This is a genomic window from Kribbella sp. CA-245084 (genome assembly GCF_050942355.1).
Taxonomy (GTDB): domain Bacteria; phylum Actinomycetota; class Actinomycetes; order Propionibacteriales; family Kribbellaceae; genus Kribbella.
This window is the reverse complement of sequence record NZ_CP192053.1, coordinates 7,965,911-7,992,747: the sequence shown is the minus strand read 5'-3', so window position 1 is coordinate 7,992,747 and position 26,837 is coordinate 7,965,911. Positions and strand designations below refer to the sequence as shown.

The following is a 26,837-nucleotide window of genomic DNA, read 5'->3' as shown; positions in this document are numbered from 1 at the left end:
TGATCAGCCCTTGACGGCGCCGGTGAGAACGCCCTTGGCGAAGTGGCGCTGCAGGAACGGGTAGATGATCAGGATCGGCACGATCGACACGACCAGGATCGCCATCTGGATCGAGGCCTGCGGTGGGAGCAGTTCGGTGCCAAGCTCCGCGCTGCCCAGCTGCGTGTCGTTGATGACGTAGGTCCGCAGTACCAGCTGCAACGGCCAGAGCTTGGAGTCGTTGAGGTAGAGCAGTGCGGAAAAGAACGCGTTCCAGTAGGCCACCGCGTAGAACAGGCCGATCACCGACAGCACCGCCTTCGACAGCGGCAGCACGATGTACGTGAACGTCTTGAGCTCACCCGCGCCGTCGATCCGGGCGCTCTCGGTGATCTCGTTCGGCAGGTTCATGAAGAAGGCCCGCAGTACGACGACGTTGAACGCGCTGATCATCGTCGGCACGATCAGCGCCCAGATGCTGTCCAGCAGCCCGACGCCCTTCACGGTCAGGTACGTCGGGATGATGCCCGGCGAGAACAGCATGCTGAACAGCACGATCAGCAGGATCGGCCGCCCGGCCGTGAAGCTGGGCCGCGCCAGGGCGTACGCGAGCAGACCCGACACGGTCAGGCTGAGGACCGTGCCGATGACGGTGACGAAGATGCTGACGAACAGTGCCTGCGTGACCACGCCGCCGGCGAACAGCGATTCGTACGCCGCGAAGTTGACCGACTTCGGGAACAGCACCAGGCCGCCGGACTCGTTGATCTGTTTGTTCGGCGCCACGCTGGTCGAGATCACGCCGACGAACGGGATGATCACGACCGCGCAGAAGACCAGCAGCACGAGACCCTTGAAGATCCGCATCGGCCAGCCGGGCATCGGCACACCCTGGACGATCTTGGTACTCATCGCTGGTACACCCCTTGCTCGCCGAAGATGTGGGCGACCTTGTTCGCGGTGAGGACGAGGATCACGCCGACGACGCCCTTGACCAGGCCGACCGCGGCTGCCACGCCCCAGGCGCCACCGAGTACGCCGTTGTTGTAGACGTACGTGTCCAGTACTTCGCTGACGTCGCGCCCGACCGCCTGTTGCTGCAGGATGATCTGCTCGAACCCGACGGTCAGCGAGTCACCCAGCCGCAGGATGAACAGCAGGATGATGATCCCGCGCAGTCCGGGCAGCGTGACGTGCCACAGCTGTTTCATCCGGCTGGCGCCGTCCACACTCGCCGCCTCGTACAGCTGCGAGTCGATCTGGGACAGCGCCGCCAGGAACAGGATGGTCGCCCACCCGGTGTCCTTCCAGATGATCTGCGACGTCAGCAGCACGTGGAACAGCTCGGAGTTCCCGATGATGTTGATCGTGGCCAGGTCGTGGGACCGCAAGTAGTTGTTCAGCAACCCGCTGCCGCCGAGCATCTGCTGGAACAGTGCGACCACGATCACCCACGACATGAAGTGCGGCAGGTAGAGGATGCTCTGCGCGATCCGCTTGATCCGCTCCGAGAACAGTGAGTTCAGCAGCAGCGCGAGCAGGATCGGCGCGGGGAACACGAAGACCGACTGCAGGCAGGTGAGGATCAGCGTGTTCTTCAGCGCCCGCAGGAACGCCGGGTCGCCGTTGAAGATCACGCTGAAGTTCGCCCAGCCCGACCAGTCGCTGCTGGTGATGCCAAGGAACGGCTGGTAGTCCTTGAACGCGATCACGTTGCCCAGCAACGGCACATAGTGGAACACGATGATCAGCGCACAGCCCGGCAGTGCGAACAGCAGCAGCACGCGGTCCCGCAGCAGCCGCCGGCCGAGGCTCAGCTGCTGCTGCGGACGCTTCGAGGACCGTTGCAGCATTACTTCCCGCCTGTCGCGGTGAAGGCGTCCTGCAGCTCGCCGCGGATCTTCTCACCGCCCGAGGACAGGAAGGTCTTGACCGCCGGTGCCCACTCGGACACCTGCTTCTTGCCCTGCACGATCTGGTTCTCCAGATCGGTCAGTACGCCGGTCAGCTGACCCCACTGCTTCGACATCGTCTCGGAGTACAGCCCGTACGACGCGTCGTACACGAGCCGGTCCGCGATCTTCTGCTGGATCTTGTGCTGGTTCGTCGGTACGGCGGGCTTGCCGGCCCAGTAGAGCGCCAGCGTCGAGTCGGAGATGTACTGCAGGCCGATGCCCGTCTCCACGACACCGGTCTTGGTCGGGACCGGGTCGGTGCCCTGCATGGTGTAGTGCCGGCCCTCCACGCCGTACTTGCGGAACAGATACTCCTCCGTGCCGAACGGGGCGGCCATCCAGTTCGCCACCTTGAGCAGCGTCTCCGCGGAGTGCTTGGTGGACTTGTTGAACGCGGTGACGTTGTTCAGCGCCGCGCCCATCCACACCTTGCCGTCACCGCTGCTGAAGCCCGGTACGTCGAGCATGTTGACGCCGAACGCGTCGCCCGCGGTGTTGTCGGAGTAGTACTGGTTCCAGGCCACGAAGCTGTCGTAGTCGAAGGCCGCGGTGCCGCCGTTGAACCACTGCTTGCGGGCGGCCGCCTTGGCGCTGAACGTGTCCGGGTTGATGACGCCGGCAGCGACCATCTTGCGCGACGCCTCGAGCGCGTCCTCGTTGCCGTCGACCTCGTACACCGAGGTGAACTTGCCGCCCTCCTGCTTCCAGTTGTTCGGAAGGCCGAGCATCATCCGGATGTACGACGTGGGCACGCGGGTCCACGCCCAGCGGTTCTCCTTCGCCGCGGTCATCTCCTTGCAGATGTCGAAGAACTCCTCGAAGTTCTTCGGCGCCGGATCGTTGATGCCCTTCGCGGCGAGCAGATCGGTGCGGTACAGCGGCAGCGACGTGCGCGACATCCCGCGCGGCACCGGGACGCCGTAGATCGCGCCGTTGAAGACGCAGCCCTTCCAGTACAGGCTCGGGATGTTCGCCAGGAACGGGTACTTGTTCACGGCATCGCCGGACAGGTGCTCGGTCAGGTCCATCGCCTTGGCTTTGAGTAGTCCCGGGATCTGCGGCGTGCCCGGCGGGACGTTCAGGATGTCCGGCAGGTCGCCGCCGGCGATCCGGGTGGCGAACTTGTCGTTGTACTCGTCGTTCGACGCCATGCTGATCTGCAGCTCGGAGCCGAGCCGCTTGTTCAGCTCCTGCCAGAACTGGTTCTTGTCGACCGACGGCGGGATCGCACCCGGGATGTTGGTCATGAACGTGATCGGCTTGCCGTCGCCGGGAACCTCGGAGATTGCCTTCACCGGGTTCGCCGGGTACTTCAGGAACCCGTCGAGCACCACGTCGGTGCCGGGCAGGTCCGGCTTGATCTCGCCGTACTTCGTGTAGGTCGGGAGCTTCACTGCCGAGTTGGCGGCCGCGGTGTTCTTCTTGTCCGACGCGCACCCCGCCAGCAGCGGCGTACCCGTGACCGCGACAGCGGCGGCGGCCAGGCCGCCGCCGAGGAAAGATCTTCTGCTGACTGGCATGAGGCCTCACTTCCATCGGAGGGCCTCACCATGACATAGTACGTCCTATGTCTTCAAGAGTCGGCGCGATGGAAATCGTCTTCGACCCCGCCGGGAGCGGCTACCACACGTACCGGATCCCGTCCGTGGTGGCGCGGGGTTCGCTGGTGCTGGCGTTCTGCGAGGGACGGCTGCACGGGTCCGGTGACGCGGGCGAGATCGAGATCGTCCTGCGGCGTTCGCTGGACGGCGGGCAGACCTGGCTGCCGGTGCAGGTGGTGTCGGCCAAGGCCGGCAAGACCTGCGGCAATCCGGTGCCGCTGTTCGACCCGGTGTCCGGGGACGTCGTGCTGGTGACAGTCGAGAACGGCGCGAACGCCGTCGAGATGTCACTGGCTCGTGGCACTGATCCGGAGTCCGGACGGCGTGTGTTCGTGCAGCGGTCGTCGGACGACGGAGCGACCTGGAGTCCGACGGCGGAGATCACGTCGCAGGTGAAGCCGGCGGACTGGGGCTGGTACGCGACCGGGCCGTGTCACGGGATCACGCTGCGCTCGGGGCGTCTCGTCGTACCGGCGAACCACTCGTACGTGCCGTCCGAGCCCGTGGACGACCTGATCCGGCTCAACGGCGGGCACTGCATCTACAGCGACGACGGTGGTGTGAGCTGGTCCGTCGGCTTCGTCGATCGCAACGACGGCGCGGAGATCAACGCCAACGAGACCACCGTGACCGAACTGCCCGACGGACGGCTCTACTTCAACGCCCGCAACCACCAGGGCACCGGACCGGCTCGCGTACACGCCTGGTCGTCCGACAGCGGCCAGACCCTCGATGCGCCGTACGCCGGGATCCCTGAGATCACCGCACCGGGTATCCAGGGCAGCGTGGTCTGCCTGCCCGACGGACGGCTCCTGCTGTCCACACCGGTCAACCCGACGTCCCGCCGTGAGCTGACCGTCTTCGTGTCCGAGGACTCCGGTGTGTCGTGGGAGCCGGCTCTGGTCGTGCACGAGGCCATGGCCGGGTATTCCGATCTGGTGCTGCTGGCCGACGGGTCCGTCGGCATCTTCTACGAGGCCGGTGAGACGTCCTCGTTCGCGACCTTGCGCTTCGCCACATTCGCCCTTTGAGGTTGGGAGACCCCTTGACTGCATCCGCCCGTTTGACTGGTGTCGTACCGCCGCTCGTCACTCCGCTCACCCCGTCGTACGACGTCGACACCGCATCGCTGGCGCGGCTGATCCAGTACCAGCTGGCCGGGGGTGTGAACGGGGTGTTCGTGCTCGGCACCTCCGGTGAGGGCACGTTCCTGACCGACGAGCAGCGGCAGGTCGTGCTGGAGACGACCGTGGCGGAGGTGGCCGGACAGGTGCCGGTGCTGGCCGGCGTCATCGACACGTCGACCAACCGGGTCGCTGCCCACGCCTCCGCCGCTCTCAAGGCAGGTGTCGACGCACTGGTCGCTACAGCACCCTTCTACGCAGCAACACACCGCGCCGAGATCGAACGCCACTTCGAGAAGCTGGCTGGTCTCGCGGGCGACGTGCCGCTCTACGCCTACGACATCCCGTCCCGAGTAGGCACCAAGCTCCCCGCCTCCGTCGTCGTGGCTCTTGGCGAGCAGGGCGTGATCGCCGGCGTGAAGGATTCGTCCGGCCAGGAGACGTCGTTGCGCGAGTTGGTGCTCTCCCGTCGCGAGAAGCAGTTGGACGACTTCGCGATCATGACCGGCTCCGAGGTGACGGTCGACTCCGCACTGGCCTTCGGCGTGGACGGCGTCGTACCTGGTCTGGGCAACGTGGACCCGGCGGGCTATGTCCGGCTGTTCGAGGCGGCTGTCGCTGGTGACGCGGCGGCTGCGCGGGCGGAGCAGGACCGGCTGTTCCGGCTGTTCGACATCATCAACGTCGCGGACCGGAAGCGGATGGGCGCGAGCTCGGCCGCACTGGGCGCGTTCAAGGCCGGGCTGCACCTGCTCGGCGTGATCGACTGCCCGATCACGGCGTACCCCTGCATTCCTTTGAACGACACGGAGATCGCCGCGGTCCGGCCCCTACTGGACCGCGCCGGATTACACTGAGCGGTCCTGACTTAAGGGAGGCCGGCAGTGACAACGGGTGGGCTCAGCCGGGCACGAGGTGCGGCAGGGAATCAGTCCTTCATCCGGGATGCGATGAAGTCGTACATCCTGGAGCGCGGGCTGAAGGCGGGTGACCCGCTGCCCAACGAGCAGGAGCTGATGGCGCAGCTCGGCGTCGGCCGGCACCCGCTGCGCGAGGCGATGAAGGCACTGCAGGCCGTCGGGATCATCGAGATCCGGCACGGGTACGGGACGTACGTCGGCGAGGTGAACCTGCAGTCCCTCGAGGACGGACTGGCCTTCCGCATGTCGCAGTCGATGGCCGGCGACCTCCGCGACGTACAGAACGTCCTGGAGGTCCGCCAGGCCATCGAGGTCGGCCTGGCGGACGACGTGGTGGCCCACTTCAAGCAGTACGGGTACGACACGCTGGAGCCGATCGTCCAACGCATGGAGGCCAAAGCCTCCGACGGCCAGTACTTCCCCGACGAGGACTGGGCCTTCCACCAGGCCCTCTACGAGCCCCTCGGCAATGCCTTGGTCATCGACCTACTGTCAGTCTTCTGGCGCACCTTCGCCCAGGTAGACGCCCGCCTCCCCGGCGCCCGGTACACCCCCGCAGACGCCGCCGCCTGGCACCGAGACCTCCTCAATGCCCTCGAGTCAGCCAACCCAGACACCTACGCCCACTCCATGAAAAGCCACTTCAACGGCATCCACACCCGCCTAGGCGAATAGGACGCGTGCAAGCTCAACAGGACGTATATGTCCACTGAAGGTTGGCTGCCGATCAGCTGAGCGTGCGTGGCATCCTCGGCCGCGGACACGTCCTGTCGAGCTGGCCCGCTGTGGATAAGCCACGTCACCGTACGACCCATTTGAGGCACCATCCTCGGATGGAATCCGTCGGTGCGGTCCTCCAGCGCCACGGCGGCTGGGCAACCCGCGCCGAACTGATCAGGGCGACTTCCCGCCGCACCGTCGTGGCCGCGCTCGAGCGCGGTGAAATAGTGCGGATCGCCCTGGGGATCTATGCGTTGCCGGGCCTTCCCGCCGACGAGGTGGCCGTGCTCGCGTACGACGGAGTCCTGTCGCATCTGAGCGCCGCCCAGGCGCTGGGCCTCCCACTACTGCTGAGGCCGGAGAAACCACATGTCATCGTCCCGACCAAGCGCCATCCACGTCCGGGACCGCCAGCTGTTTTGCATTGGGCCGACACCACGTCTGGCGAACGCCGGAACCGGATCACCTCGTTGCTGCGGACTGTCGTAGATTGCTCTCGGATCCTTCCGTTCAGCGAGGCTCTGGCTGTCGCAGACGCAGCCCTCGCGACCGGCCGGCTAAGCCAGGACGAACTCCTCGCAGCAACTGGCGCGATGCGTGGCCACGGCTGCCCGAACGCTCGTAGAACAGCGGCAGCCGCGAACGGCCTGTCCGACAGCTTCCTCGAGTCAATACTCCGGGCACTTCTGATCAGTGCCGGCATCGGGGGCTTCGAACCACAGGTGCTGGTGACCCATGGGCCGTTTCGGGCCAGGGTCGATCTCGGGCACCGAACAGCCCGGTTGGCACTGGAGGCAGAAGGCTTCGAATTTCACGGCTCCCGGCGAGACTTCGCCGCTGACTGCCATCGATACGACGAACTGGTGGCGGCAGGGTGGCTCGTGCTCCGATTCACCTACGAGCAGGTGATCGGTGACCCCGCCTGGGTCGTCGCGACCGTGAAGGCCGCGCTGGCTCGGCGGCTCGCCAGCTGACTGCGTGCCATCTCGACAGGAGATGTCCAGCGGATCGCGCCCGACGGTGCGAGCGTCGAGCGCGACGAGGACCACTTCAACCCGACACCTCCTGTCGACCTTGCACGTTCTACTCAGGCGAAGAGGTTCTCGGCGTCGACGATGGTGTAGGCGTAGCCCTGTTCGGCTAGGAAGCGTTGGCGGTGGGCGGCGAATTCGGCGTCGATGGTGTCTCTGGCGACGATGGAGTAGAAGCGGGCCGTGCGGCCGTCGCCCTTGGGGCGGAGGACGCGGCCTAGGCGCTGGGCCTCTTCCTGGCGGGAGCCGAAGGTGCCGGAGACCTGGATTGCGACCGACGCCTCGGGCAGGTCGATGGAGAAGTTGGCTACCTTGCTGACCACCAGGCGGGTGATCTCGCCGTGGCGGAAGGCGTCGAAGAGGCGTTGGCGTTCGCGGACGGTGGTTTCGCCCTTGATCACCGGGCACTCCAGGCGTTCGCCGAGCTCGTCCAGCTGGTCGATGTACTGACCGATGACGAGCAGTGGTTCGTCCGCGTGATGGTCGGCGATCCGTCGTACCAGCCGGGACTTCGCCGGCGTGGACGCGGCCAGACGGTAGCGGTCCTCGGGCTCGGCGGTCGCGTAGACGAACCGCTCGGTCTGCTCGAGATCCACCCGCACCTCGATGCAGTCGGCCGGTGCGATCCAGCCCTGCGCCTCGATGTCCTTCCACGGAGCGTCGTACCGCTTCGGGCCGATCAGCGAGAACACGTCACCCTCGCGGCCGTCCTCGCGGACCAGCGTCGCGGTCAGACCGATCCGGCGCCGGGTCTGCAGGTCCGCGGTCATCCGGAAGATCGGTGCGGGCAGCAGGTGCACCTCGTCGTACACGATCAGGCCCCAGTCGCGGGCGTCGAACAGCTCCAGGTGCGTGTAGACGCCCTTCCGGCGCGTCGTCATCACCTGGTACGTCGCGATCGTGACCGGCCGGATCTCCTTGCGCGCACCGGAGTACTCGCCGATCTCCTCCTCGGTCAGACTGGTCCGCTTCAGCAGCTCGTCCTTCCACTGCCGCGCGGACACCGTGTTGGTGACGAGGACCAGCGTGGTCGCCGACGCCTGTGCCATCGCAGCCGCGCCGACGATCGTCTTACCCGCACCACAGGGCAGTACGACGACACCGGAGCCGCCGTGCCAGAACGAGTCGACCGCCTGCTGCTGGTACGGGCGCATCTCCCAGCCGTCGAGCTTGAGGTCGATCTTGTGCGCCTCGCCGTCGACGTACCCGGCCAGGTCCTCAGCGGGCCAGCCGAGCTTCAGCAGGGTCTGCTTGAGGTGGCCGCGCTCCGACGGGTGCACCAGCACGGTGTCGTCGTCGAGGCGCTCGCCCAGCATCGGCTTGACCTTGTTGCTGCGCAGCACCTCCTCCAGCACCGGCCGGTCGGTCGTCACCAGCACCAGTCCGTGCTGCGGGTGCTTCTCCAGCCGCAGACGCCCGTACCGGTCCAGCGTCTCGGCGATGTCGACCAGCAGCGAGTGGGGGACCGGGTAGCGGCTGTAGCGCAGCAGTACGTCGATCACCTGCTCCGCGTCGTGCCCAGCGGCCCGCGCGTTCCACAACCCCAGCGGCGTCAGCCGATAGGTGTGCACATGCTCCGGCGCCCGCTCCAGTTCAGAGAACGGCGCAATGGCCTTCCTACACTCGTTGGCCTCCGCATGTGCGGTCTCCAACAACAACGTCTTGTCCGACTGCACGATCAGTGGACCGTCTGTCACCCGTTGCTCCTCAATCTCGCCCCGACCTTCCATTGTGCCTGAGCGGTCAATTCACAGGGCGGCGGTCACGAGCTCCACCTGTTTCTGGGTGCTCCAGCTGGCTTCGAGGACCAGTGCGTTTGTTGGCGGCTGGAAGCGGCGTTGCACGCGCTGCAGGACCTCGTCGGAGAGGATGTGGCGGTCCGGTGCGGCAACGGCGACGCTGCGACGGGTGTCGAGCAGCTCCTGGTCAGCGGCGAGGTACACGACCAGATGGCGCATCCCTCGCGCTGACGCGAAGTCCCGCCAGCGTTGGCGGTCGCGCTCACCCGGATTGACCCAGCTGAGGACGACCACATCGGCGCTGCTCTCCTCGATCCTCGCCTCCGCCTGCCGGATCGTCTCCGGCCATTCCGCCATCGGCACGCCGTCCTCGATCCGGAACCCGCGCTCGCGGTTGATGTGGTCCAGCTCGACCACGGTCGCGCCCTCTTGCTCGAGCGCTCGAGCCAGCGTGGTCTTCCCGCAGTTCGGCAATCCGGTCAGGACAATCAGCAGTGGACCGTCTGTCACCCGTCGCTCCTCAGTCTCGCCCTGACTTGTGTCGCCGGCGGATCCCCGGGTTGCCCCCGGCGGCGAAGACGACTGCGTCGCGGATGCCCTCGGCGTAGCTTGCCAGGTCGTCGTCCGCGGATCCCGGCCAGCACTCCCACGGGCCGCCTTCACCGAGGAAGCGCTGGGCGTACATGGTGCTCAGCTGCTCGTCGAGGTACACCAGAGTGGCCAGGGCTGCTCCCTGGCACTGGGTCTCGTAGCCCTCCCGCTCGACCGGCAAGGTGAGTGCGTGGTCGAGGTAGCGGGCGAGGATCTGGGCGTCGGTCTCCGTGCCCAGGCAGGCCAAGGGATGCAGTAGCTCCAGCCGAGGCCGCCCGTTCGGCCCGCCAGAAGGTCTCGTTCCATCCGTGGACGCAGGTCGCCGCGCCGGCCGGCGGCGATCAGCCAGATCGCCGCGAGGCTCGTCCGCCACCCGCCGGACTCCAGCATCAGATCCAGGTCCTTGGCAGGCGCCAGCCGACCGCCGGTCCGCAGACGGAGCTGGTACCAGGCCTGCCGCGGCCTCGGCCAGACCATGGCCGAGGCGATCAGAGGCAGGTAGCCGCCGTTCGGGGACCAGCGGAACATGGCCCAGAGGGCCCGGTTGTCGTCGTCCGTCACTCGACGGCCCGCGCCGCGGAGATTCGGTGCAAGGCGTAGGTGCGGGGGTTGTCGGTGGTGTCGTCGTAGGCGGTTAGCCAGCCGTCGGCGACGCGGACTGGTTCGACGATGCGTTCGGACGAGGTGCCGTTGTGGTCGACGTACGCGATCCAGGTGCGGCTGTGGGACTCCGCGGCGTTGGTGAGTACGGCGATGGTCGCGGCGGGGGCCGCTGGTTCGACGAGGCCCTGGTCGTCGGGGCGTTCGGCGGCGATGCGGTCGCCGGCCCGGACCTTCTCGATGACGGCCTTCACCTGGTCGTCGGTCAGGTCGAACGCGCTCTCGTTGAAGTCCCTGCTGGTACGTCGACGTGGCGCCTCACCACGTCGCGGCGTACCGGTCACGTGCAGAGCACCATCGAATGTCTCCGCCAACGGCGCCAACCCGGCGTCGCGCAGTCGGCTCAGCACCATGTCCGGCGGGGACGGCGACACCACCACCGTCGGCGCCAACCGACGGAAGCGGACACCAGGCAGGTTCGAGTTGAGCAGCTGGGTCAGCACGGTCTCGTCGTCACACCGCAGGTACGTCGACGCCGTGCCGAGTCGCAGTACGCCGTGGCGTCGCGCAACATCGTCGATGAGGTAGCTGAGGGGCTGCGGCACCGGAGTACGCGAATGCTCGACCAACCAGGCGTGCAGCTGCTCCGCAGTACGGCCGAGGTCGAATGCACGTCGCACCGAGTTCTCACTGAACCGGTAGACGCCCGCGCCACCATCCGACTCGACATCTGCCATTGCGGACAGCTCGTCCTGCACAACGCGGACCAGTGGACCAGGAGCGATTGCAGTGAGGTCTGCCTGCAGCAGCACCTCCGACACCGGCTCCGGCATCAGCGGACTGATCGCCTCGGCCAGCTCATCAGCAGTCGGCTCAGCGCCCAAGAGCGGTTGCGCATGACTCGCCATCGCACCCAGCCCAGTCAGACCGAGCAAGGCCGCCTCGGACACGCTCCACTCGACCAGGTCGTCGCGGAACTGCCCGCCACGCCGAGGACGATGCCACGCGACCCACGTCACCACAGTCTCCGGAGCAGGCGCAGTGCCAGCACCGGCTTCGGCCAGGGCCTGCAACGCCAGCACGCGGATCTCCGGCGCCAGCAACCGCTCCAGGTCCGGAGCCAGTGCGTTGATCAGCCGCTCTCGTGCAGCCGCCGTACCAGCGCCGCTGTCCCGCCGTCCGATCAGTCCGATCGCTCTGAGCCCGGAGAACCAGGCAATAACGAGCTGGGCCCACCGATGCGCCAGGTCCAGCTCCAGCCAGTCGTCGTAGGCGCCGGTGGGCAACCACAGCTCGCTGGTGCCTACCTCTACCGCTGCAACGAGTCCAGCGGCGTACGCGATCTCCAGCACCGCTGCGGTGTTCTGCTCCTCCGCACCGATCTTCCCGGCCACGTTGCGGAGCTCACGGACACCAATGCCACCAGTCCGCAGTACGGGCGGCGGCTCGGTCCCCAACTGCTCCAACGCACGGTCCACCAACCGCACCATGTCTAGCGCGGCACCAGCCGCGGCCCGGTCCGCGATCGAAGCGGACACCTTCTTGCCGTCCAACGGCGGTGGCACCGGCCTGGTCGACGCCAGCACACGTCCACCCCGCAGATGCAGCCCGATCTGCCGCGGCAGTACGACGGTGTTCGGGTCCTTGGGTACGACGAGGCCGCGGGCCAGCAACCGCTCTACCGGCGTACGGGCAGATGCGATCGTCACAGGACGCTCGGCCTTCTCCACCGAACCGGTCGGCGGGCCCCAGGTCAGCTTGTCGAGCACGGCCCGCGCATCCGGACCAGCCTCGTCGATCAGCTTGTCCAGGTCACCGAAGTGCCGTGTGGTGACCGGACCGAGCCCGGCAGGCGTCGGACCGAGCAGCTCGTGCACCGCACGGATTGGCCGCAGGTCGTCCTCGGTGCCCCACACCAGAGCGAGGTCCAGCAGCTCGGTCACTCGGGGCCGGACTACCTCCACCGGCTGATCCACACCCCGCGCCAGCGACTCCAGGTCGACCGGCTCAGGTAATGCGGACAGCGACTCCAGCAGGTCCACACCGAACTCGTCCAGGCGGTTGACCGCCCGCGCAGCCGACGCGTTGCTCGTCGCCCGCGCCGCCAGCTGTCCGGTGTCCGCAGGAATCGGCAGCGCCAGATCGGGCCGCCGTCGCAGCAGCTCACCGAGCCCGGCGTCGTCCCAGGACCGCAGCGCCTCAGCGAGGGTACGGGGGCGGGTCGGCTCGGTAGTGCTCATCCCTACAACGGTACGGCCCCGCCGGTCTCCACCCCAAGGTCGGTCAGGATCTGACCCACGGTTCGGTCGAGTGCGCTGTCCGGACCGATCACGGTCTGCTTGACGCCGTCCAGCAGGTCCCGCTCGCGATACCACTCCCGCATGGCCTCGACGGTGAACTCTCCGGCCAGCTCCCGCGTGGCATGCCGGACAGCGGTCTCCTCGAACGGGATGTCGAAGTAGTAGTGCAACGTGGTGCCGAGGTGGTCGTGCGTCAGCCGGCGGAGCATGTCGCCGTACCGGCCGGCGTGCATGATGCCTTCGAGCACCACGTCGTACCCGTGGTCGAGCGCGTAGCGGGCGTTCAGATCGATCAGTCCGATGTTCACGCCGCCGGGGAGGTCGTGCTCGCGCAGCAGGATTCGGCGCAGGTGGTCCTGCTCTACCCAGGCCGTGCCGCGGCCGAGGCGTTCGCGGAGTGCCTTTGCCGTGGTGGATTTGCCGGAGCCCGAGTTCCCGCGCAGTACGACGAGGCGCGAGGTCGGGCTGCCCGTCACTCCGCTGCCCCAGCGCTCCCGATCCGGTGGAATCCGACCCGCTCGTAGACGGCTGCAACGGCATCGGACTCGGCCGACAGCAGCACCAGGTCCACTCCGTTGGCGAACGCGTGCTCGACCAGTTTCGACGTCACAGCAGCCCCCAGACCGCGGCGGCGTGCCGACGGGAGCGTGCCGACGCCGACGATCTCCGTGGCGGAGTCGACCGGCTGATGCGTTCCGCTGGCGACCATGCCGTCGTCGGTGAACGCTCCGGCGCTGACTGAGACACCCCGGAGCGCCCGGTCCTGCAGCGTCGCCACCATCTTGTCGGCCGTCTCAGCCGCAGCGGCGTCCCGCTCAGCCGGGCCGGCGGTGCCGACCGCAGTACCCGGGTCGCTGAACGCCAGGTCGGCGACCGCACGGCACTGCCGGACCACGTCCTCGTCGGCAGACAGGATCTCCAGGCGAGCATCCGCTACTACAGGCCGGAAGTCGTCGCGCTCGAGCACCAGCAACGGATGCTCGACCACAGTAAGGCCCGCAGCAGCTGCAGCCGGTCCCAGCGACGGACAGGTGTCGACGACCCACTCGAAGCTCAGCGGGATCTCCAGCTCGGCGCAGCGTTCCCGCACGAGCTCGACATCGTCCGGCTTGATCGTGACGCCGGAGCCCGGCACAGGACGCGCGTAGTACGGCCACACCGTCGTACTGCGGAAGAGGGTGAACGGTCCGACCTGTTCGGCGACTGAACCGGACAGCGGGACGCTATGAAGGTAGGTGTCGACTCTGGTGATCATCGCCAGGCAGTGAATCACCCAGACCGGTCAACCGCCAGTGGATATGTCGAAAGCCGCCCATCGGCTCCGACGTCACACCGTCGACACCACCTTGGAGGACAAACATGGAGACAGTGACGTCTGCGGACGGTACGACGATCGCCTATGACCGGCTGGGCAGTGGCCACCCCCTGGTCCTGGTCGGGGGAGCGTTGTGCGACCGGCAGTCGCTGCGGCCGCTGGCCGACGTACTGGCGAGCGACTTCGAGGTGGTGACGTACGACCGCCGCGGGCGCGGTGACTCCGGCGACGGTACGCCGTACGCCGTGCAGCGCGAGGTGGACGACATCGCCGCACTGGTGGCAGCCCTCGGCGGTACGGCGGCCATTTACGGCCACTCGTCCGGCGCTGGACTCGCAGCGATCGCGGCGAGCACCGGGCTGCCGTTCACCCACGTCATGCTGCACGAGCCGCCGTACGGGCCGGATGACGTGGATCCGTCCGACGACGGCGAGCAGGTGCTCGAACTGATCCGCGAGGGGCAGAACCGGGAGGCGGTCGAGCTGTTCCTGATGATGACGGGACTGCCGAAGCAGGACGCGCTCGAGTACGCCCCGAGTGTCGCGGACCGCGCGCCGACGCTCGCCTACGACTTCGCAGTGATGGAACACGGCCTCGCCGGCACCGGTACTCCGGTTGAGGTGCTGCGCGCGATCAAGCCGGAGACGCTCGTGCTCGCCGGGACCGTGTCAGCGCCGTTCATGGTCGACGCGGCGCACCGGATCGTGACGATCCTGCCCGCGGCCGAACTCGTCGAGCTCGCGGGCCACCACCACGTCGTACCGCCGGAGCTGCTCGCCCCGGTGCTCACCGACTTCGTCAGTCGGCGATGATCTCGATCGACACCTTGTCGGGGTAGAACGCGACGTGCTCGCGGATGTCCGCGACCGCGTCGTACGGCTGCTCATACGTCCAGACCGCATTCACTCCGTCCGCACCGGCTGGGAGGACGCTGTAGTACGACGCGTCACCCTTGTACGGGCAGTACGACGCGTGGTCGGTCCGCTCGAGCTGCGTGAGGTCGACGTCCTTCCGTGGGATGTACTGCACCGCGGGGTAGTTCGCCTCCTGCAGCGACAGCGCGTCGTGCGTGTCCGCGATCACCTGGTCGCCGACCTTCACGACCACACGATCCGGGTTCTTCCCGACGGTGATCGGGTGGTCCGGCCCAGGAATCTTCACAGTCTTGTCCGCCATACCTGCAGACAACCCCGACCGCCACGGCGTCATTCCCCCGTGCATCATGTCTGATGTGGAGCTACGGCAGATCCAGTACTTCGTGACCGTGGCCGAGGTCCTGAACTTCGGTCGCGCCGCCGAACAACTCGGCATCGGCCAGCCCGGCGTGAGCCAGCAGATCGCGCGCCTGGAACGCGAGCTCGACGTACTCCTCTTCGACCGCTCGGCCCGCGCGATCCGCCTCACCGAGGCCGGCCAACGCTTCCTCCCTGCCGCCCGCGCCGTCCTGGCCTCGGTAGAAACTGCCCGCACCGCCGCCACCGGTCGCCCGGGCAGAACACTCCGCCTTGGCACCAGCACAGGACTGGGAGAGCGCCTCGAGACCGTAGTCGCGGAGCTCTCGTCCCAGGCGCTTCACGTCGACCTGGTCAGCACGTCAACCCGCGCCAGACTCGACCGAGTCCGCAGCGGCCAACTGGACGCCGCCTTCGTCCGAGGCCTTGATGAGGCCGCCGGCCTGGAGTTCGTCCCCGTCTGGCAAGACGCACTGCTGATCGCACTACCCAAGTCAGCTGCTCCGAACGACGAGATCGCACTCAAAGATCTCCAAGAGATGCCACTCCGCATAACCCAACGCCGCACCAACCCACCACTGGTCGACCTCGTCATGTCAGCCTGCGCCGCGGCAGGCTTCGAGCCGGTATTAGGCCCTCGCTCCAGCAGCCTGCAGGACACCCACGCCGCGATCGGCGCCGGCAGCCCGAGCTGGACGGTCATCTACGAGTCCCACGCCCGCCTGCTCCGCGAAGGCCGGGTGGTGTTCCGGCGACCACGCCCCCGGCTCGCGCTGACCACGAGCCTCGCGGTCCCGGCCGGTACGACGGTCGGTGGCGACCTCGCCGTACTGCTCGAAGCCTGCCGCAAGGCGTCCGATCAGTTCGAGTGATGACTACACATCGGATCTGCGTCTCGTTCGCGACGGCGATGACGACTGAAATGGGCTCAGAACCCAACAGAGAAAGGCAATCCGATGCCCATCGTCACCGTTCTGCAAGGCCCGCGGACCCCGGAGCTCAAGCGCGAACTCGTCCAGAAGGTCACCGACGCCTTCGTCGACAGCCTCGGCGTCCCGGCCGAGAGCGTCCAGGTCTGGATCCAGGAGACACCGCCGGACAGCTGGGCCATCGGCGGCACGCTCACAGCCGACAAATAGTCGCCGCGGGCCGGGTCACTCCGTGGTGAGCTCTTCCAGCTCGACGACTAGGCACGGTCCGCCGTCGAACGCGCCGCCGTCGATGCCCAGCACGAGGCCCTCGGCGTACAGGAGCGGCTCGGTCAGGTACTGCGGGTCGATGCCGAGCTGGTCGGCCACGATGCTGTGGCCGTGAACGATCCGGTGACCGCCGAGGTGCTGCAGCATGATGCGGGCGATCTCCGGCCCGCCGTCACCGCGGAACGCGTACCGCGACGTCATCCGGCGCCAGATCTCCCACCACACCTCGATGTCGTCGGAGTGCAGCTCGGCGCCGGCCGCGGCGTTGATGGCCTCGAGCGAGTCACCCCATTCGACGTACTCCGAGGTGTCGGAATGCATCAGCAGATGGCCCGCGTCCAGGGCGAGCATCGGCCGGTCGAGCAGCCAGGCCGTCTCGTCGTCGGTGAGCAGCTCCTGGTCGCGGTCCTGCCCGCCGTTCAGGGCCCACGAACGCTCGAAACTGCGCAGGGTGATTCCGTCGTGCGGGACGAACGTGTCGCCGAACTTCCGCATCCCGAGCGCGAGGATCTCGTGGTTGCCGAGCAGCATCTCGATCGCGCCGCCCGGCGCCTGCTCGATCAGATCGCGCACATACCGCAGTACGCCGATGCCGTCCGGGCCGCGGTCGAAGAAGTCGCCGAGGAACCACAGCCGGGCATCGTCACCGGCCCAGTTGCCGTCGGCATCGGTGAGTCCGGCGTCCTGCAGGGCGGCGGTCAGTTTCTCCAGGTGGCCGTGGATGTCGCTCACGGCGAACACCCGGGTCACGTCATCCCCGAATGGTCAGCACGATCAGTACGACGTTGAGGGCCGTGACGGCGGTCGCTACCAGGCATGCCGCGAGAGTAGTCGCCCAGCGGTTGACAAGGTTACCCATGACGCGCCGGGATGCGGTCAATCTCACCAACGGCCACAGCGCGCACGGGATGCCGAAGCTCAGGACCACCTGCGAAACGACCAGTGCGCGGCTCGGGTCGATGCCGATCGCGAGGACCACCAGGGCCGGGATCAGCGTGATCAAACGGCGGGCCGCCAGCGGGACACGGCGCCGCCAGAAGCCGTCCAGGATCACCGAACCGGCGTACGTCCCGACCGAGGAGGAGGCGAAACCGCTGGCCAACAGGGCGAGCGCGAACAACAAGGCCGGGAGTTGGCCGAGGCGGTCGCCGATCGCGAGATGAGCCGCGTCGAGCGAGTCGGCGCCGGTGCCCTTCAAGGCGGCCGCGGCCAGCACGACCATCGCCAGGTTGACCGCGCCGGCCAGCGCCATGGCGATTGCCACGTCGAGTCGGGTAGCACGCAGTACCCGGGATTTGCCTTCCTGGGAGCGGATGCTCTTCCAGTGGCGGTCGGTGACGAGCGCACCATGCAGCCAGATCGCGTGCGGCATCACGGTCGCGCCGAGCATGCCGGCCGCGAGCACGAGCGACTGCGTCCCGTCCAGGCGGGGCACGAGGCCGCCGACCACGCCGGTCGCGGACGGATCCGACTTGGCCGTCGACACCACGAAGCCGATGAGTACGACGGCGAGCAGGCCGATGATCGCTGCCTCGAACGGGCGTTGGCCGCGCTTCGATTGATAGATCAGCAAGGCGAACGACACCGCGCCGGTGATCGCGCCGCCGAGCAGCAGCGGGATCTTGAACAGCAGATTCAGTGCGATCGCACCGCCGACGACCTCGGCCAGGTCGGTCGCGATTGCCACCACCTCGGCCTGCGCCCACAGCCCGGTCGACGTCGACCGCCGGAAGTGGTCACGGCACAGCTGCGGCAGGGTCCGCCCGGTGGCGATGCTCGCCTTGGCCGCGAGATATTGCACCAGGACGGCCATCAGGTTGGCGCCGACGACCACCCAGCAGAGCAGGTAACCGTACGTAGCGCCGGCCGCGATGTTCGTCGCGAAGTTGCCCGGATCGACGTACGCAACGGCCGCAACGAAGGCCGGTCCGAGCAGTAACAGCCCGGACCGACTCAGTTGCCGCCGCAGCGGCGCCGGTGCATACATGAGAGAAGTCTCTACGAAGGCACCGACAACGCAACCCTTGTTCTGCTTTTGAGACGCGCGTTACGCCCAGGCGAACTGCACCTGCAGCGAGACCTGAACCTCCTGGCCGCCGGGCACGATGTTCACCCCGGCATCCTGTTTGCCGCCGAGGGACACCGACTGAGAGACCCAGGGGGCGTGTGCCTGGGTCTCCGCGATCGCGGAGACCGAGCCGAGGGAGAAGCCCGCAAGAGCGGCTAGATGCTCGGCCTTCGCCTTCGCCTGCCCGAACGCCAGCTCCCGCGCCCGGGTCAGCAGCTCGGCCTTGTCCTCGATGTCGAACTCGAGCCCGTGCAGCGCCAGGTTGTTGCCTGCAGCATCGACCGCCGCATTGAGCAGCCGGCCGAACCCGGTCAGGTCCTTGGTCACGACGGTGATCGTGTGCGACGCCCGGTACGGCGCGTCGGCCTCCATCCCCTTGAACTCCTGGTAGACGCTTACCGCGCTGGTCCCCAGCTGCGACTGCTCCACGCCTTGACCCCGCAGCGCAGCGATCACCGCGTCGGTCCGTTCCCCGACCCGAGCAACCGCAGAAGCCACATCCGGCGCCCCATGCTCGACCCCGAACGAGATCCGCAACAGATCCGGCGCCCCAGTAACCTGCCCCGACCCGACAACATTTACCCCTGTGTCCATAGCGGCCAGTCTGCATCACCTGGAAGTCACCTGGGCATCACACACTTCACCATCGACTATCGAGCGAGGAGCCTTTGATGCGGGACTCTGACTTGACGCGTGCGTTCCAGGCCACCGATCGCAGTACTGCGTGGGCGCTTGTGGAGCGGGTGCCGTTGAAGTTCCCGACCTACCACCCGCAGGGGATCGCGCTGGTGGGGGAGCTGATCTTCATGACCAGCGTCGAGGTGCTGGAGGCGCCGGTGCCGGTGGATGGGTACGACCGGACGCCAGGCGCGGGGATCGGGCATCTGTTCGCCATGGATCGGCAGGGGAATCTCAAGCAGGACATCCAGCTCGGCGAGGGTACGGCGTACCACCCGGGTGGACTGGATTTCGACGGGAAGGACCTGTGGGTGCCGGTGGCGGAGTACCGGCCGGACTCGCGGGCGATCGTCTACACGGTCGACCCGACGACGTACGAGGTGACCGAGCGTTTCCGGGTGCAGGACCACGTCGGAGGAGTAGTGCGCGACCGGACGACCGGTCACGTGCACGGGGTGAGCTGGGGCTCCCGCACTCTCTACAGCTGGACTCCCACCGGCAAGCAGCTCAGCAAGCTCGCCAACGCGTCGCACTTCGTCGACTACCAGGACTGCAGTTACACCGCCGACGGCAAGCAGCTGTGCGGCGGTGTGACCACGCTGCCCGGCCCGAACAACACGTCGTACGACCTCGGCGGACTGGCACTCCTCGACCTACGCACCAACCGCATCCTCCACGAGATCCCGTTCCCGTACTTCTCCCCAACCACCAACCACAACGCCACCCGCAACCCAGTAGCCCTCGAATCCACCCCCGACAAACTCCGCCTCATCACCGCCCCCGACGACGGCGACACCCCCCACGGCACCGAACTCCAGATCTACGAAACCCCACTCAAGTAGAGACGACGCTTTTGGCGGTTTCGAACAATCGTGTGGCCCAGTCGATGCTCTTTGCTGCATCCGCGGCAGACACCGAAGCAACCTGGTACTGCGACTTGGACTTGAGCCTCAGGAGCCGGGCCAGCGTCGCGCTGCTGTCCCGGCCGGCCGATCCGGCGCCTTTCAGCTCCGCGATCGCCTCGGCGTGGTTGTCAGACTTCTTGGTCCGGCCGGTGAGGGTAAGGCATATCGCGTCCTTGGAGTTGATGCCTGAGGTGACGGCATTGGATGCTGCTGCGTTGTAGAGCTGGAGGTCGTTCGTCAGATCGGCGGCTTCGAGGAACTCGCGAGCCTTTGCCAGGTGCGCTCGGGCTTCGTCGAGCGCGGTCACTAGCCCGCCTTTCGGTCGAGGGTTTGCCGTGGTGTGCGGCCGGCGATCGGAAGTGCATCGCGGCGTAGCTCGGTCACGATGCGCTCGCCGTGGCTGATGAGGTCGCGGATCTCTTCCGCGCTGTACTCGACGACTTCACACGAGTTGCCGGACCACAGACTTGCGTGCGCTGACAGGGTTTCGACCTGCTCGAGCCAGCCCGGCTCCGAGTCGTCGACGTCGTCCGGCCGGACGATCAGCAGATCGAGGTCGCTGTCGGCATCTCCCTGTCCACGAGCCGTCGACCCGAACAGCCAGATCGCCTTCGCGGGTATCGTCCACGATTCCGCTTCGGCCTTGATCCGCTCAAGCAGTACGTCGCGGAGCCGCGCGAGCTGATCGATGGCCGCAGCGCCCACGTGATCCCGGTTGAGCGTGTAGAGCCGAGCACGACCAGCCGGCTCAGCGATGACAACACCGTTGCGCACAAGGTCATCCAGCACTTTCTGCACTCCGCTCGGACTTGCCGGCGAATGCAGTAGCGCGGCAACGGATCGCCCTGTCAGTGCGCGATCGGTCCGCGCGAGCACTCCGAGGACCCGGCCGTGCAATCCGGGAACGACACTGGACATCGGCTCTGAGAACCGCATGCACACCTCACCTCCAGTGCCCACTATATCAGGCATATGCCCACTTTTTAGGGCATTGTCAGCTGGCTCTCGGGATTATTCGGGCGGGGATGTTGTGGAGGTGGCAGAGGGAGAGGAGGGCTGTGCCGTCTATTAGTTGGAGGGGTTTGCCGTTGGCGAACTGGTAGCTGGTGGGGCCGAAGCCGGAGGTGGTGATGAGGATGCCTTTGGTGGCGCCGGCGTCTACTACGGTGCCGAAGAGGTCGCGGACGGCGGACGGGGGGACGGTGCGGGTCCAGAGCTTCGCCTGTACGACGAACTTGCCGCCGGTGATCGGCCTGGGGTCGTACGCGACGCAGTCGATTCCTCCGTCGGTGCCGCGGCGGAACAGGCGGGTCTCCAGGCCCATGCGGGTCAGGAGGTTGTGGACGAGGTGTTCGAAGGACTCGGGGCTCAGGTCCAGCAGGTTGGGGCGGGCGTCGATCTCACTGATCACGTCCACTGCCTCGATGGTGCGTGGATCGGCCAGGTCGAACTCCAGCACCGGCTCCACCGGCTGCAGCTCCTCCGGGTGCCGTGACACCTCTGCAGCGAAGTAGTGCCGTATGCAGGCCACCGGATCCAGCTGGTCCAGGACTAGCGCCTCGAACTGCTCCCGCGTTGCCCGCAAGGTGATGAGGCACGGCCGCACGGTCTGCCCGGTGGTGAGGTCCACCGACTCCACCATCCCGTTGAACACGACGGTGTCGACCACGCCGTACCTGTCACTACCGAAGACCAGGTGCAAGGCCCGCAAGGCCAGCTGCGCGACCAGCTGCTGGTACAGCCGCCGCAGCTCGAGAGGATCGCGCGGTACGGCGAGCACCGCGTCGACAGCGCGGTCATAGCGGTACGACGCCTCAGCCGGCACCACGCTGACGTCAGGGAGGTCCCACTCCACCGCGAGCAGCGTCGACTCGGGCACGTACCCGACCTTGCGCCTGCGGGGGAAGTCCAGCGGGTCCGGCAGCCGATCCAGCGCCTTGGTGAAGTAGCGCGTCACCGCCGCCCGGCCGCGGTTCGCCACCGCGCGCTCGTACGCGTCGATCCGCGCATGCTGTTCCGCGGTTGCCTCGTCGAGCCGGCGCTGGTGCTCGACCTGCTCCCGCAGTGCCTTGGCGACCCGCTCGCGCCGGGTCTCCTCGGACGCCCGGTGCCGCTCGATCGCCTCCGCGAACCGGTCCTCCGCATCGGCGAGCCGGCGGGAGAACCGGCGCTGGGCGCCCCACCAGCGAACCGGTGGGTGGGGCACGAACGCATCCCAGACAGGTCCGGGATGCGCTTCGAGATCGGCCGGCGAGACGGTCGGTGGAGCCCGCCGGTGAGCCCGTTTGAGGGTTTGCAGATCGGTGCCGTTGACATCGACGGCCAGCGCGTCGGCCAGGATGTTGCCCAGGGCTTGGACGCGTTCCTGTACCGCAGCGGTACGTTGAGCCGCCTCGGCAGAACGCCGCGGCGGACGGTCGCTGCGGGCGTGACCTTCCATCGATCGGTCCATCGCCTCACACCTCTCACAACTAATGTAACGGTCCAACCACACAGCGCTACCGTTGTGACAGAGAGTTGGTCATGACATTGCTTGCCGTCCACCCCCTGTTTCCCGCTGCACGTGCACCTTCGCTGTCGCTCCCGTTGAGGGAAGGAAAGACTGAGGAGGGGGAGGGAGACCCCCTGTTTCCAACCGGACGTGCACTTGCAGAGCCATCTGAGCGAGGTGACGATAAAAAGATGAGCCTTCCGTCGTACGCGTCCGGGGTGTCCGAGGTTCCGTTGCTGGGTGAAACGATCGGCGCCAACCTGAGGCGAACGATCAACGAGTACGGCGATCGCGAGGCCCTGGTGGAGGTCCAGACCGGAAGGCGCTGGACGTACGACGAGTTCGGCGCGGAGGTCGAACTCGTCGCGCGCGGCCTGCTGGCGCGGGGGATCGCGAAGGGCGACCGGGTCGGCATCTGGGCGCCGAACCAGGCCGAATGGACGATCACGCAGTACGCGACCGCGTTGATGGGCGCGATCCTGGTGAACATCAACCCGGCGTACCGGACTCACGAACTGGCCTATGCCTTGAACCAGTCCGGCGTCCGGATGCTTGTCTCCGCGACCGAATTCAAGACCAGCAACTATCGCGAGATGGTCGAGGAGGTCCGGCCGAAGTGCCCCGCGCTGGAGGAGACGATCTACCTCGGCACCGGCGACTGGGACGCACTCCGCGACGACGCTTCCCGGATCACCGTCGACGCGCTCCAGGCCCGCGAGGCCGAGCTGTCCTTCGACGATCCGATCAACATCCAGTACACCAGCGGGACGACGGGATTCCCGAAGGGCGCGACACTCAGCCACCACAACATCCTCAACAACGGCTTCTTCGTCACCGAGACGATCGCGTTCACCGCGGACGACCGGCTGTGCATCCCGGTGCCCTTCTATCACTGCTTCGGCATGGTGATGGGCAATCTGGGCTGCACCACTCACGGCGCGTGCATGGTGATCCCCGGCCCGGCGTTCGATCCGGCCGCGACGCTGAAGGCCGTGCAGGACGAGCGCTGCACGGGGCTGTACGGCGTACCGACGATGTTCATCGCGGAGCTCGGTCTGCCGGACTTCGCGGAGTACGACCTGACCAGCCTGCGTACGGGCGTGATGGCCGGATCGCCCTGCCCCGTCGAGGTGATGAAGCGTTGCGTCGCGGACATGCACATGGCCGAGGTCGCGATCTGCTACGGGATGACCGAGACGTCCCCGGTGTCAACGCAGACCAGGCGCGACGACGATCTCGACCGCCGTACGTCGACTGTCGGCCGCGTCATGCCTCATGTCGAGGTGAAGCTGGTCGACCCGGCCACCGGCCTCGTCGTACCGCGGAACGAGCCGGGCGAGCTGTGCACCCGCGGGTACTCCGTGATGCTCGGGTACTGGGACGAGCCGGAGAAGACCGCGGAGGCGATCGACCGGGCCCGCTGGATGCACACGGGCGATCTCGCGACGATGCGCGAGGACGGGTACGTGAACATCGTCGGCCGGATCAAGGACATGGTCATCCGCGGCGGCGAGAACGTCTATCCACGGGAGATCGAGGAGTTCCTCTACACCCATCCGTCGATCGCCGACGTCCAGGTCATTGGCGTCCCCGACGAACGGTACGGCGAGGAGCTCTGCGCCTGGATCAAACTCAAGCCCGGCGCCGACCCCCTCGACACCGCCGCCGTCAGAACCTTTGCCACCGGCAAGCTCGCGCACTTCAAGATCCCGAAGTACGTCCTGCTCGTCGACGACTTCCCGATGACCGTCACGGGCAAGATTCGCAAGGTCGAGATGCGCGAGCGCTCCGTCGAGCTCCTCGGATTGACGTGACTAAACTGCCGACGCCGAAGGTCGCACCGAGCAGACAGACAGCGCTCCAGCCGGCGCGTTCGTAGAGCGCGGTCGACGCGATCGCGCCCAGCCCGCTGCCCAACGAGTAGAACACCATGTAGCCGCCGATCAACCGGCTCCCGAGCTCCGGCCGATAGATCAGGCTCTGGTTCGTGACGTGAATGGCCTGTACGGCGAGATCGAGCAGGACCGCGCCGATCGCCAACCCCACCAGGAGATGCGCCGTCGCAATCCAACTCGTTGCTAGCAGCACCGACGCGATCAGCGTGACCAGTTGCCCATGGCCACGATCCGCCAGTCGGCCGGCCGGGCCGGCAGCCAATGCTCCGGCCGCACCGATCAGCCCGAACGCGCCGATCTCTGTGTGCGACAACGACCGCGAAGTCAACGGCAGTGCGATCGCGCTCCACAGCGTGCTGAACGAGCCGAAGATGAAGAAGGCGCGGATGGCGCTCTCGCGGAACGACGGTTCGCTCCAGAGGTTGATCGTGGAGCGGAGCAGCTCGCCGTAGGTCAGGCGCGACGACGGGCGTTCGTGACTGCCGGTCAGGCAGCCGGCGATGACCAGGCAAGCAGCACCGGCCATCAGGTAGACCGCTCGCCAGCCCAGGAGATCGGTGACGACGCCGGAGACCGTGCGCGCGAGCAGGATGCCCAGCACGATCCCGCTGGTGATCATTCCGACCGTGCGACCGCGCTCGGCCGGCGCGCTCAGTGAAGCGCCGTACGCGACCAGGGACTGGGTCACGACGGCGAGCGCGCCGACGGCGGCGAGCCCGGCCAGGAGCATCGCGGCATTCTGGGCGATCCCGGTCAGCAGCAGGGCGGTTGCCAGCAGCAAGAACTGCCGGCGGATCAACCGGCGGCGGTCGAGCAGATCGCCCAACGGGACAAGGAAGAACAGGCCGGCGGCGTACCCGAGTTGGGTGACGGTGACGAAGACCCCGACCGTTCCCGGGGCGATCCCGAGATCGGTGCCCATCGTCACGAGCAGCGGCTGGGCGAAGTACACGGTCGCGACCGCCACCCCGGCCGCGACGGCGAGGAACAGTCTGCTTGGTTGCATGTTGCTACCGTATGAGATGTTGGTAGCATGTTGCAACCAGGAGGTGAATGGTGGTCAAACGGACCCGGTTCGACGAGGAGAGCTGCCCGGTCGCGCGCTCGGTGGACGCGGTCGGCGATTGGTGGTCGCTGCTGATCGTGCGGGACGCGTTCGACGGCAGCCGGCGGTTCGGCGAGTTCCAGCGCAGTCTGGGCGTGGCGAAGAACATCCTCAGCGCCCGCCTGCGCGCGCTGGTCGAGAACGGCATCCTCGAACAGGTGCCATCCGGCTACGAGCTGACTGCCAAAGGCGAGGCGCTGTTCCCCGTGATCGTCGCCCTCCGCCAGTGGGGCGAGGCGTTCGCGTTCGCCGCTGATGAGCCCCACTCTGAACTCGTCGACCGCCGCAACCACAAGCCCCTGAGACCGCTGGAGATCCACGCCGCCGACGGCCGCCTCCTCGCCCCCGCCGACACCGAGGTCCACAAGCTCTGACCGGCGGTTGATGTGCAGCTCGACAGGAGGTGTCGGGTGGTGATTAGTGCACCTGAGCGTGGATTGCCCCGTGCGTACGGCGTACACCCGGTGCACTACCTGTCGAGCTAGCTGCTGAGGTGTTCGGCGAAGGCCTTGACCGAGGGGGTGTCTTCGCCGCGGCGCCAGATGAGGGCGAGGGCGGAGTCCGGGAGGCCGGTGAGGGGGACGGTGGCGATGCCGGCGCGGCCGTTGAGGGCGGCGGTGGGCCGGCAGATGATCATGCCGCCGCGATTGGCGGCGATCAGCGAAAGACCTTCCTGGAGGGTCTTCACGTCCGGACCGCGGTGGATGAGCGCTCCACCGGGTGTCTGCGTCGGCGCCTGGGCCTGGCGCCAGTAGCCGGGCGCCGGGCCGGCGTACGCGATCAGGGTCTCGCCGGCCAGGTCCTCGGCGTCGATCGAGGCGCGGCCGGCGAGCCGGTGCTGCGTGCACACCGCGAGCGTCTGCGGCTGGCGGGAGAAGATCGGGCCGACCACGAGGTCGTCCTCCGCAACCGGCAGCAGTACGACGGCGGCGTCGAGCTCACCGCGCCGGAGCGCGCCGAACGGATCGTTCAGCGGGATCTCGCAGACGTCGATCAAGCAGTTCGGGTTGCGCGACTGGAACCCGCCGACCGCGCCGAGGATCTCGTCGTTCGCCGTGCCCTGGAAGCCGATCCGGAGCTTGCCCTTGGTGTCGGCGGCGTACTCGCGGGCGGCTTCGACGACTCGCTCCAAGGCCGCGTACGCCGGGCGCAGCGACGTCAGGAACTCCTTGCCGAGCGGCGTCAGCGCGACCCGGCGACTCGTGCGCTCGAACAGCGGCCCGCCGATGCGGCGCTCCAGTGACTGGAGCAGTTGGCTGACCCGGCTCTGCGAGAGGTACAGGCGTTCCGCCGTACGGCCGAAGTGGAGCTCGTCCGCGAGCACCAGGAAGCACTCCAGTTCGCGGATCTCGACGGCCATGGTTCCACCTTCATCGATTAGCTCAGCTA

At 67.3% G+C, this 26,837-nt stretch carries 29 protein-coding genes; 10 read left to right on the top strand and 19 right to left on the bottom strand.

The window, feature by feature from the left end; all coding sequences use genetic code 11:
• Positions 1-3 precede the first annotated feature (3 nt).
• From ACQPYH_RS38205 to ACQPYH_RS38195, 3 genes are read right to left on the bottom strand one after another with little or no spacing between them, the layout of a single operon-like run.
• Positions 4-891 (bottom strand): carbohydrate ABC transporter permease, encoded by an 888-nt coding sequence (locus ACQPYH_RS38205; protein ID WP_432881853.1) that lies wholly within the window; start codon positions 889-891, stop codon positions 4-6.
• Complete coding sequence (locus ACQPYH_RS38200) at positions 888-1,832, bottom strand: ABC transporter permease subunit (protein ID WP_432881850.1); 945 nt, start codon at positions 1,830-1,832, stop codon at positions 888-890. The genes ACQPYH_RS38205 and ACQPYH_RS38200 overlap by 4 nt, the downstream gene beginning before the upstream one ends.
• Positions 1,832-3,454: an extracellular solute-binding protein gene (locus ACQPYH_RS38195; protein WP_432881847.1), complete on the bottom strand. Its 1,623-nt coding sequence runs from the start codon at positions 3,452-3,454 to the stop codon at positions 1,832-1,834. The genes ACQPYH_RS38200 and ACQPYH_RS38195 overlap by 1 nt, the downstream gene beginning before the upstream one ends.
• Positions 3,455-3,501: 47 nt before the next feature.
• Between ACQPYH_RS38195 and ACQPYH_RS38190 the strand changes: the two genes are divergently transcribed.
• The 4 genes from ACQPYH_RS38190 to ACQPYH_RS38175 all read left to right on the top strand — a co-directional run bounded on the left by ACQPYH_RS38190 (position 3,502) and on the right by ACQPYH_RS38175 (position 7,273).
• Positions 3,502-4,566: a sialidase family protein gene (locus ACQPYH_RS38190; protein WP_432881845.1), complete on the top strand. Its 1,065-nt coding sequence runs from the start codon at positions 3,502-3,504 to the stop codon at positions 4,564-4,566.
• A gap of 14 nt (positions 4,567-4,580) precedes the next feature.
• On the top strand, positions 4,581-5,516 hold the full coding sequence (locus tag ACQPYH_RS38185; RefSeq protein WP_432881843.1) for a dihydrodipicolinate synthase family protein: 936 nt from the start codon (positions 4,581-4,583) through the stop codon (positions 5,514-5,516).
• Positions 5,517-5,609: 93 nt separating this feature from the next.
• On the top strand, positions 5,610-6,254 hold the full coding sequence (locus ACQPYH_RS38180; RefSeq protein WP_432881841.1) for a FadR/GntR family transcriptional regulator: 645 nt from the start codon (positions 5,610-5,612) through the stop codon (positions 6,252-6,254).
• A 158-nt stretch (positions 6,255-6,412) separates the two neighbouring features.
• Positions 6,413-7,273 carry a DUF559 domain-containing protein gene (locus tag ACQPYH_RS38175; protein WP_432881839.1) on the top strand — a complete coding sequence of 287 codons (861 nt, stop codon included), beginning with the start codon at positions 6,413-6,415 and terminating at the stop codon, positions 7,271-7,273.
• Positions 7,274-7,386: 113 nt separating this feature from the next.
• Here the strand turns inward: ACQPYH_RS38175 and ACQPYH_RS38170 are convergent, their stop codons facing one another.
• From ACQPYH_RS38170 to ACQPYH_RS38140, 7 genes are all read right to left on the bottom strand, one after another.
• The gene (locus ACQPYH_RS38170) at positions 7,387-9,060 is read right to left on the bottom strand and encodes a DNA repair helicase XPB (protein WP_432881837.1); all 1,674 of its coding nucleotides are present in this window, start codon (positions 9,058-9,060) and stop codon (positions 7,387-7,389) included.
• An 18-nt stretch (positions 9,061-9,078) separates the two neighbouring features.
• On the bottom strand, positions 9,079-9,579 hold the full coding sequence (locus ACQPYH_RS38165; protein ID WP_432881834.1) for an AAA family ATPase: 501 nt from the start codon (positions 9,577-9,579) through the stop codon (positions 9,079-9,081).
• A 10-nt stretch (positions 9,580-9,589) separates the two neighbouring features.
• Positions 9,590-9,874 (bottom strand): DUF6000 family protein, encoded by a 285-nt coding sequence (locus tag ACQPYH_RS38160; RefSeq protein WP_432894580.1) that lies wholly within the window; start codon positions 9,872-9,874, stop codon positions 9,590-9,592.
• Positions 9,760-10,137, bottom strand: a complete 378-nt coding sequence (locus ACQPYH_RS38155; RefSeq protein ID WP_432894577.1) for a DUF6000 family protein — start codon at positions 10,135-10,137, stop codon at positions 9,760-9,762. Before ACQPYH_RS38155 ends, ACQPYH_RS38160 begins: the two co-directional genes overlap by 115 nt.
• Before the next feature lie 80 nt (positions 10,138-10,217).
• A complete protein-coding gene (locus ACQPYH_RS38150; protein ID WP_432881831.1) occupies positions 10,218-12,500 on the bottom strand; it encodes a helicase-associated domain-containing protein in 2,283 nt (760 codons plus the stop codon).
• A gap of 2 nt (positions 12,501-12,502) precedes the next feature.
• Positions 12,503-13,036 carry a kinase gene (locus tag ACQPYH_RS38145; protein WP_432881829.1) on the bottom strand — a complete coding sequence of 178 codons (534 nt, stop codon included), beginning with the start codon at positions 13,034-13,036 and terminating at the stop codon, positions 12,503-12,505.
• The gene (locus ACQPYH_RS38140; protein WP_432881826.1) at positions 13,033-13,815 is read right to left on the bottom strand and encodes a GNAT family N-acetyltransferase; all 783 of its coding nucleotides are present in this window, start codon (positions 13,813-13,815) and stop codon (positions 13,033-13,035) included. The genes ACQPYH_RS38145 and ACQPYH_RS38140 overlap by 4 nt, the downstream gene beginning before the upstream one ends.
• Before the next feature lie 104 nt (positions 13,816-13,919).
• Between ACQPYH_RS38140 and ACQPYH_RS38135 the strand changes: the two genes are divergently transcribed.
• Complete coding sequence (locus ACQPYH_RS38135; protein WP_432881823.1) at positions 13,920-14,687, top strand: alpha/beta fold hydrolase; 768 nt, start codon at positions 13,920-13,922, stop codon at positions 14,685-14,687.
• Here ACQPYH_RS38135 and ACQPYH_RS38130 read toward each other — a convergent pair.
• Positions 14,674-15,051: a DUF427 domain-containing protein gene (locus ACQPYH_RS38130; RefSeq protein WP_432881820.1), complete on the bottom strand. Its 378-nt coding sequence runs from the start codon at positions 15,049-15,051 to the stop codon at positions 14,674-14,676. The genes ACQPYH_RS38135 and ACQPYH_RS38130 overlap by 14 nt on opposite strands.
• A gap of 55 nt (positions 15,052-15,106) precedes the next feature.
• Here ACQPYH_RS38130 and ACQPYH_RS38125 point away from each other — a divergent pair, with 55 nt between their 5' ends.
• Complete coding sequence (locus ACQPYH_RS38125; protein ID WP_432881817.1) at positions 15,107-15,979, top strand: LysR family transcriptional regulator; 873 nt, start codon at positions 15,107-15,109, stop codon at positions 15,977-15,979.
• Positions 15,980-16,063: 84 nt separating this feature from the next.
• Positions 16,064-16,246, top strand: a complete 183-nt coding sequence (gene dmpI, locus ACQPYH_RS38120; RefSeq protein WP_134107497.1) for a 4-oxalocrotonate tautomerase DmpI — start codon at positions 16,064-16,066, stop codon at positions 16,244-16,246.
• Between the two features lie 15 nt (positions 16,247-16,261).
• Here the strand turns inward: dmpI and ACQPYH_RS38115 are convergent, their stop codons facing one another.
• From ACQPYH_RS38115 to ACQPYH_RS38105, 3 genes are read right to left on the bottom strand one after another with little or no spacing between them, the layout of a single operon-like run.
• Positions 16,262-17,038: a metallophosphoesterase gene (locus tag ACQPYH_RS38115; RefSeq protein ID WP_432881814.1), complete on the bottom strand. Its 777-nt coding sequence runs from the start codon at positions 17,036-17,038 to the stop codon at positions 16,262-16,264.
• A gap of 19 nt (positions 17,039-17,057) precedes the next feature.
• Positions 17,058-18,293: an Nramp family divalent metal transporter gene (locus ACQPYH_RS38110; RefSeq protein ID WP_432881811.1), complete on the bottom strand. Its 1,236-nt coding sequence runs from the start codon at positions 18,291-18,293 to the stop codon at positions 17,058-17,060.
• 60 nt (positions 18,294-18,353) lie between these two features.
• Positions 18,354-18,968 (bottom strand): SIMPL domain-containing protein, encoded by a 615-nt coding sequence (locus ACQPYH_RS38105; RefSeq protein WP_432881808.1) that lies wholly within the window; start codon positions 18,966-18,968, stop codon positions 18,354-18,356.
• Between the two features lie 77 nt (positions 18,969-19,045).
• Here ACQPYH_RS38105 and ACQPYH_RS38100 point away from each other — a divergent pair, with 77 nt between their 5' ends.
• Positions 19,046-19,894, top strand: coding sequence for a DUF6454 family protein (locus tag ACQPYH_RS38100; protein WP_432881806.1), 849 nt, complete (start codon positions 19,046-19,048; stop codon positions 19,892-19,894).
• On the opposite strand, the gene ACQPYH_RS38095 is transcribed toward ACQPYH_RS38100, so the two are convergent.
• From ACQPYH_RS38095 to ACQPYH_RS38085, 3 genes are read right to left on the bottom strand one after another with little or no spacing between them, the layout of a single operon-like run.
• On the bottom strand, positions 19,887-20,264 hold the full coding sequence (locus ACQPYH_RS38095; RefSeq protein ID WP_432881804.1) for a HEPN domain-containing protein: 378 nt from the start codon (positions 20,262-20,264) through the stop codon (positions 19,887-19,889). The genes ACQPYH_RS38100 and ACQPYH_RS38095 overlap by 8 nt on opposite strands.
• Complete coding sequence (locus ACQPYH_RS38090) at positions 20,264-20,893, bottom strand: nucleotidyltransferase domain-containing protein (protein ID WP_432881801.1); 630 nt, start codon at positions 20,891-20,893, stop codon at positions 20,264-20,266. Before ACQPYH_RS38090 ends, ACQPYH_RS38095 begins: the two co-directional genes overlap by 1 nt.
• A gap of 58 nt (positions 20,894-20,951) precedes the next feature.
• On the bottom strand, positions 20,952-22,409 hold the full coding sequence (locus ACQPYH_RS38085) for a restriction endonuclease (RefSeq protein ID WP_432881798.1): 1,458 nt from the start codon (positions 22,407-22,409) through the stop codon (positions 20,952-20,954).
• Positions 22,410-22,639: 230 nt separating this feature from the next.
• Here ACQPYH_RS38085 and ACQPYH_RS38080 point away from each other — a divergent pair, with 230 nt between their 5' ends.
• Positions 22,640-24,262 (top strand): AMP-binding protein, encoded by a 1,623-nt coding sequence (locus tag ACQPYH_RS38080; RefSeq protein ID WP_432881796.1) that lies wholly within the window; start codon positions 22,640-22,642, stop codon positions 24,260-24,262.
• On the opposite strand, the gene ACQPYH_RS38075 is transcribed toward ACQPYH_RS38080, so the two are convergent.
• A complete protein-coding gene (locus ACQPYH_RS38075; protein WP_432881793.1) occupies positions 24,198-25,349 on the bottom strand; it encodes an MFS transporter in 1,152 nt (383 codons plus the stop codon). The genes ACQPYH_RS38080 and ACQPYH_RS38075 overlap by 65 nt on opposite strands.
• A 47-nt stretch (positions 25,350-25,396) precedes the next feature.
• Between ACQPYH_RS38075 and ACQPYH_RS38070 the strand changes: the two genes are divergently transcribed.
• A complete protein-coding gene (locus ACQPYH_RS38070) occupies positions 25,397-25,822 on the top strand; it encodes a winged helix-turn-helix transcriptional regulator (protein ID WP_432881791.1) in 426 nt (141 codons plus the stop codon).
• A 107-nt stretch (positions 25,823-25,929) separates the two neighbouring features.
• Here ACQPYH_RS38070 and ACQPYH_RS38065 read toward each other — a convergent pair whose 3' ends face one another.
• Positions 25,930-26,808, bottom strand: a complete 879-nt coding sequence (locus ACQPYH_RS38065; RefSeq protein ID WP_432881788.1) for a LysR family transcriptional regulator — start codon at positions 26,806-26,808, stop codon at positions 25,930-25,932.
• Between the last annotated feature and the right edge of the window lie 29 nt (positions 26,809-26,837).

What these genes read in the sequence shown, in the direction of transcription:
- ACQPYH_RS38100 (WP_432881806.1), top strand. Translation starts at nt 19,046, where the DNA reads ATGCGGGACTCTGACTTGACGCGTGCGTTCCAGGCCACCGATCGCAGT.
- ACQPYH_RS38085 (WP_432881798.1), bottom strand. Translation starts at nt 22,409, where the DNA reads ATGGACCGATCGATGGAAGGTCACGCCCGCAGCGACCGTCCGCCGCGG.
- ACQPYH_RS38170 (WP_432881837.1), bottom strand. Translation starts at nt 9,060, where the DNA reads ATGGAAGGTCGGGGCGAGATTGAGGAGCAACGGGTGACAGACGGTCCA.
- ACQPYH_RS38110 (WP_432881811.1), bottom strand. Translation starts at nt 18,293, where the DNA reads ATGTATGCACCGGCGCCGCTGCGGCGGCAACTGAGTCGGTCCGGGCTG.
- ACQPYH_RS38130 (WP_432881820.1), bottom strand. Translation starts at nt 15,051, where the DNA reads ATGGCGGACAAGACTGTGAAGATTCCTGGGCCGGACCACCCGATCACC.
- ACQPYH_RS38180 (WP_432881841.1), top strand. Translation starts at nt 5,610, where the DNA reads ATGAAGTCGTACATCCTGGAGCGCGGGCTGAAGGCGGGTGACCCGCTG.
- ACQPYH_RS38205 (WP_432881853.1), bottom strand. Translation starts at nt 891, where the DNA reads ATGAGTACCAAGATCGTCCAGGGTGTGCCGATGCCCGGCTGGCCGATG.
- ACQPYH_RS38175 (WP_432881839.1), top strand. Translation starts at nt 6,413, where the DNA reads ATGGAATCCGTCGGTGCGGTCCTCCAGCGCCACGGCGGCTGGGCAACC.
- ACQPYH_RS38065 (WP_432881788.1), bottom strand. Translation starts at nt 26,808, where the DNA reads ATGGCCGTCGAGATCCGCGAACTGGAGTGCTTCCTGGTGCTCGCGGAC.
- ACQPYH_RS38140 (WP_432881826.1), bottom strand. Translation starts at nt 13,815, where the DNA reads ATGATCACCAGAGTCGACACCTACCTTCATAGCGTCCCGCTGTCCGGT.
- ACQPYH_RS38080 (WP_432881796.1), top strand. Translation starts at nt 22,640, where the DNA reads ATGAGCCTTCCGTCGTACGCGTCCGGGGTGTCCGAGGTTCCGTTGCTG.
- ACQPYH_RS38150 (WP_432881831.1), bottom strand. Translation starts at nt 12,500, where the DNA reads ATGAGCACTACCGAGCCGACCCGCCCCCGTACCCTCGCTGAGGCGCTG.
- ACQPYH_RS38195 (WP_432881847.1), bottom strand. Translation starts at nt 3,454, where the DNA reads ATGCCAGTCAGCAGAAGATCTTTCCTCGGCGGCGGCCTGGCCGCCGCC.
- dmpI (WP_134107497.1), top strand. Translation starts at nt 16,064, where the DNA reads ATGCCCATCGTCACCGTTCTGCAAGGCCCGCGGACCCCGGAGCTCAAG.
- ACQPYH_RS38155 (WP_432894577.1), bottom strand. Translation starts at nt 10,137, where the DNA reads ATGGTCTGGCCGAGGCCGCGGCAGGCCTGGTACCAGCTCCGTCTGCGG.
- ACQPYH_RS38200 (WP_432881850.1), bottom strand. Translation starts at nt 1,832, where the DNA reads ATGCTGCAACGGTCCTCGAAGCGTCCGCAGCAGCAGCTGAGCCTCGGC.
- ACQPYH_RS38070 (WP_432881791.1), top strand. Translation starts at nt 25,397, where the DNA reads ATGGTGGTCAAACGGACCCGGTTCGACGAGGAGAGCTGCCCGGTCGCG.
- ACQPYH_RS38090 (WP_432881801.1), bottom strand. Translation starts at nt 20,893, where the DNA reads ATGCGGTTCTCAGAGCCGATGTCCAGTGTCGTTCCCGGATTGCACGGC.
- ACQPYH_RS38190 (WP_432881845.1), top strand. Translation starts at nt 3,502, where the DNA reads ATGTCTTCAAGAGTCGGCGCGATGGAAATCGTCTTCGACCCCGCCGGG.
- ACQPYH_RS38135 (WP_432881823.1), top strand. Translation starts at nt 13,920, where the DNA reads ATGGAGACAGTGACGTCTGCGGACGGTACGACGATCGCCTATGACCGG.
- ACQPYH_RS38075 (WP_432881793.1), bottom strand. Translation starts at nt 25,349, where the DNA reads ATGCAACCAAGCAGACTGTTCCTCGCCGTCGCGGCCGGGGTGGCGGTC.
- ACQPYH_RS38105 (WP_432881808.1), bottom strand. Translation starts at nt 18,968, where the DNA reads ATGGACACAGGGGTAAATGTTGTCGGGTCGGGGCAGGTTACTGGGGCG.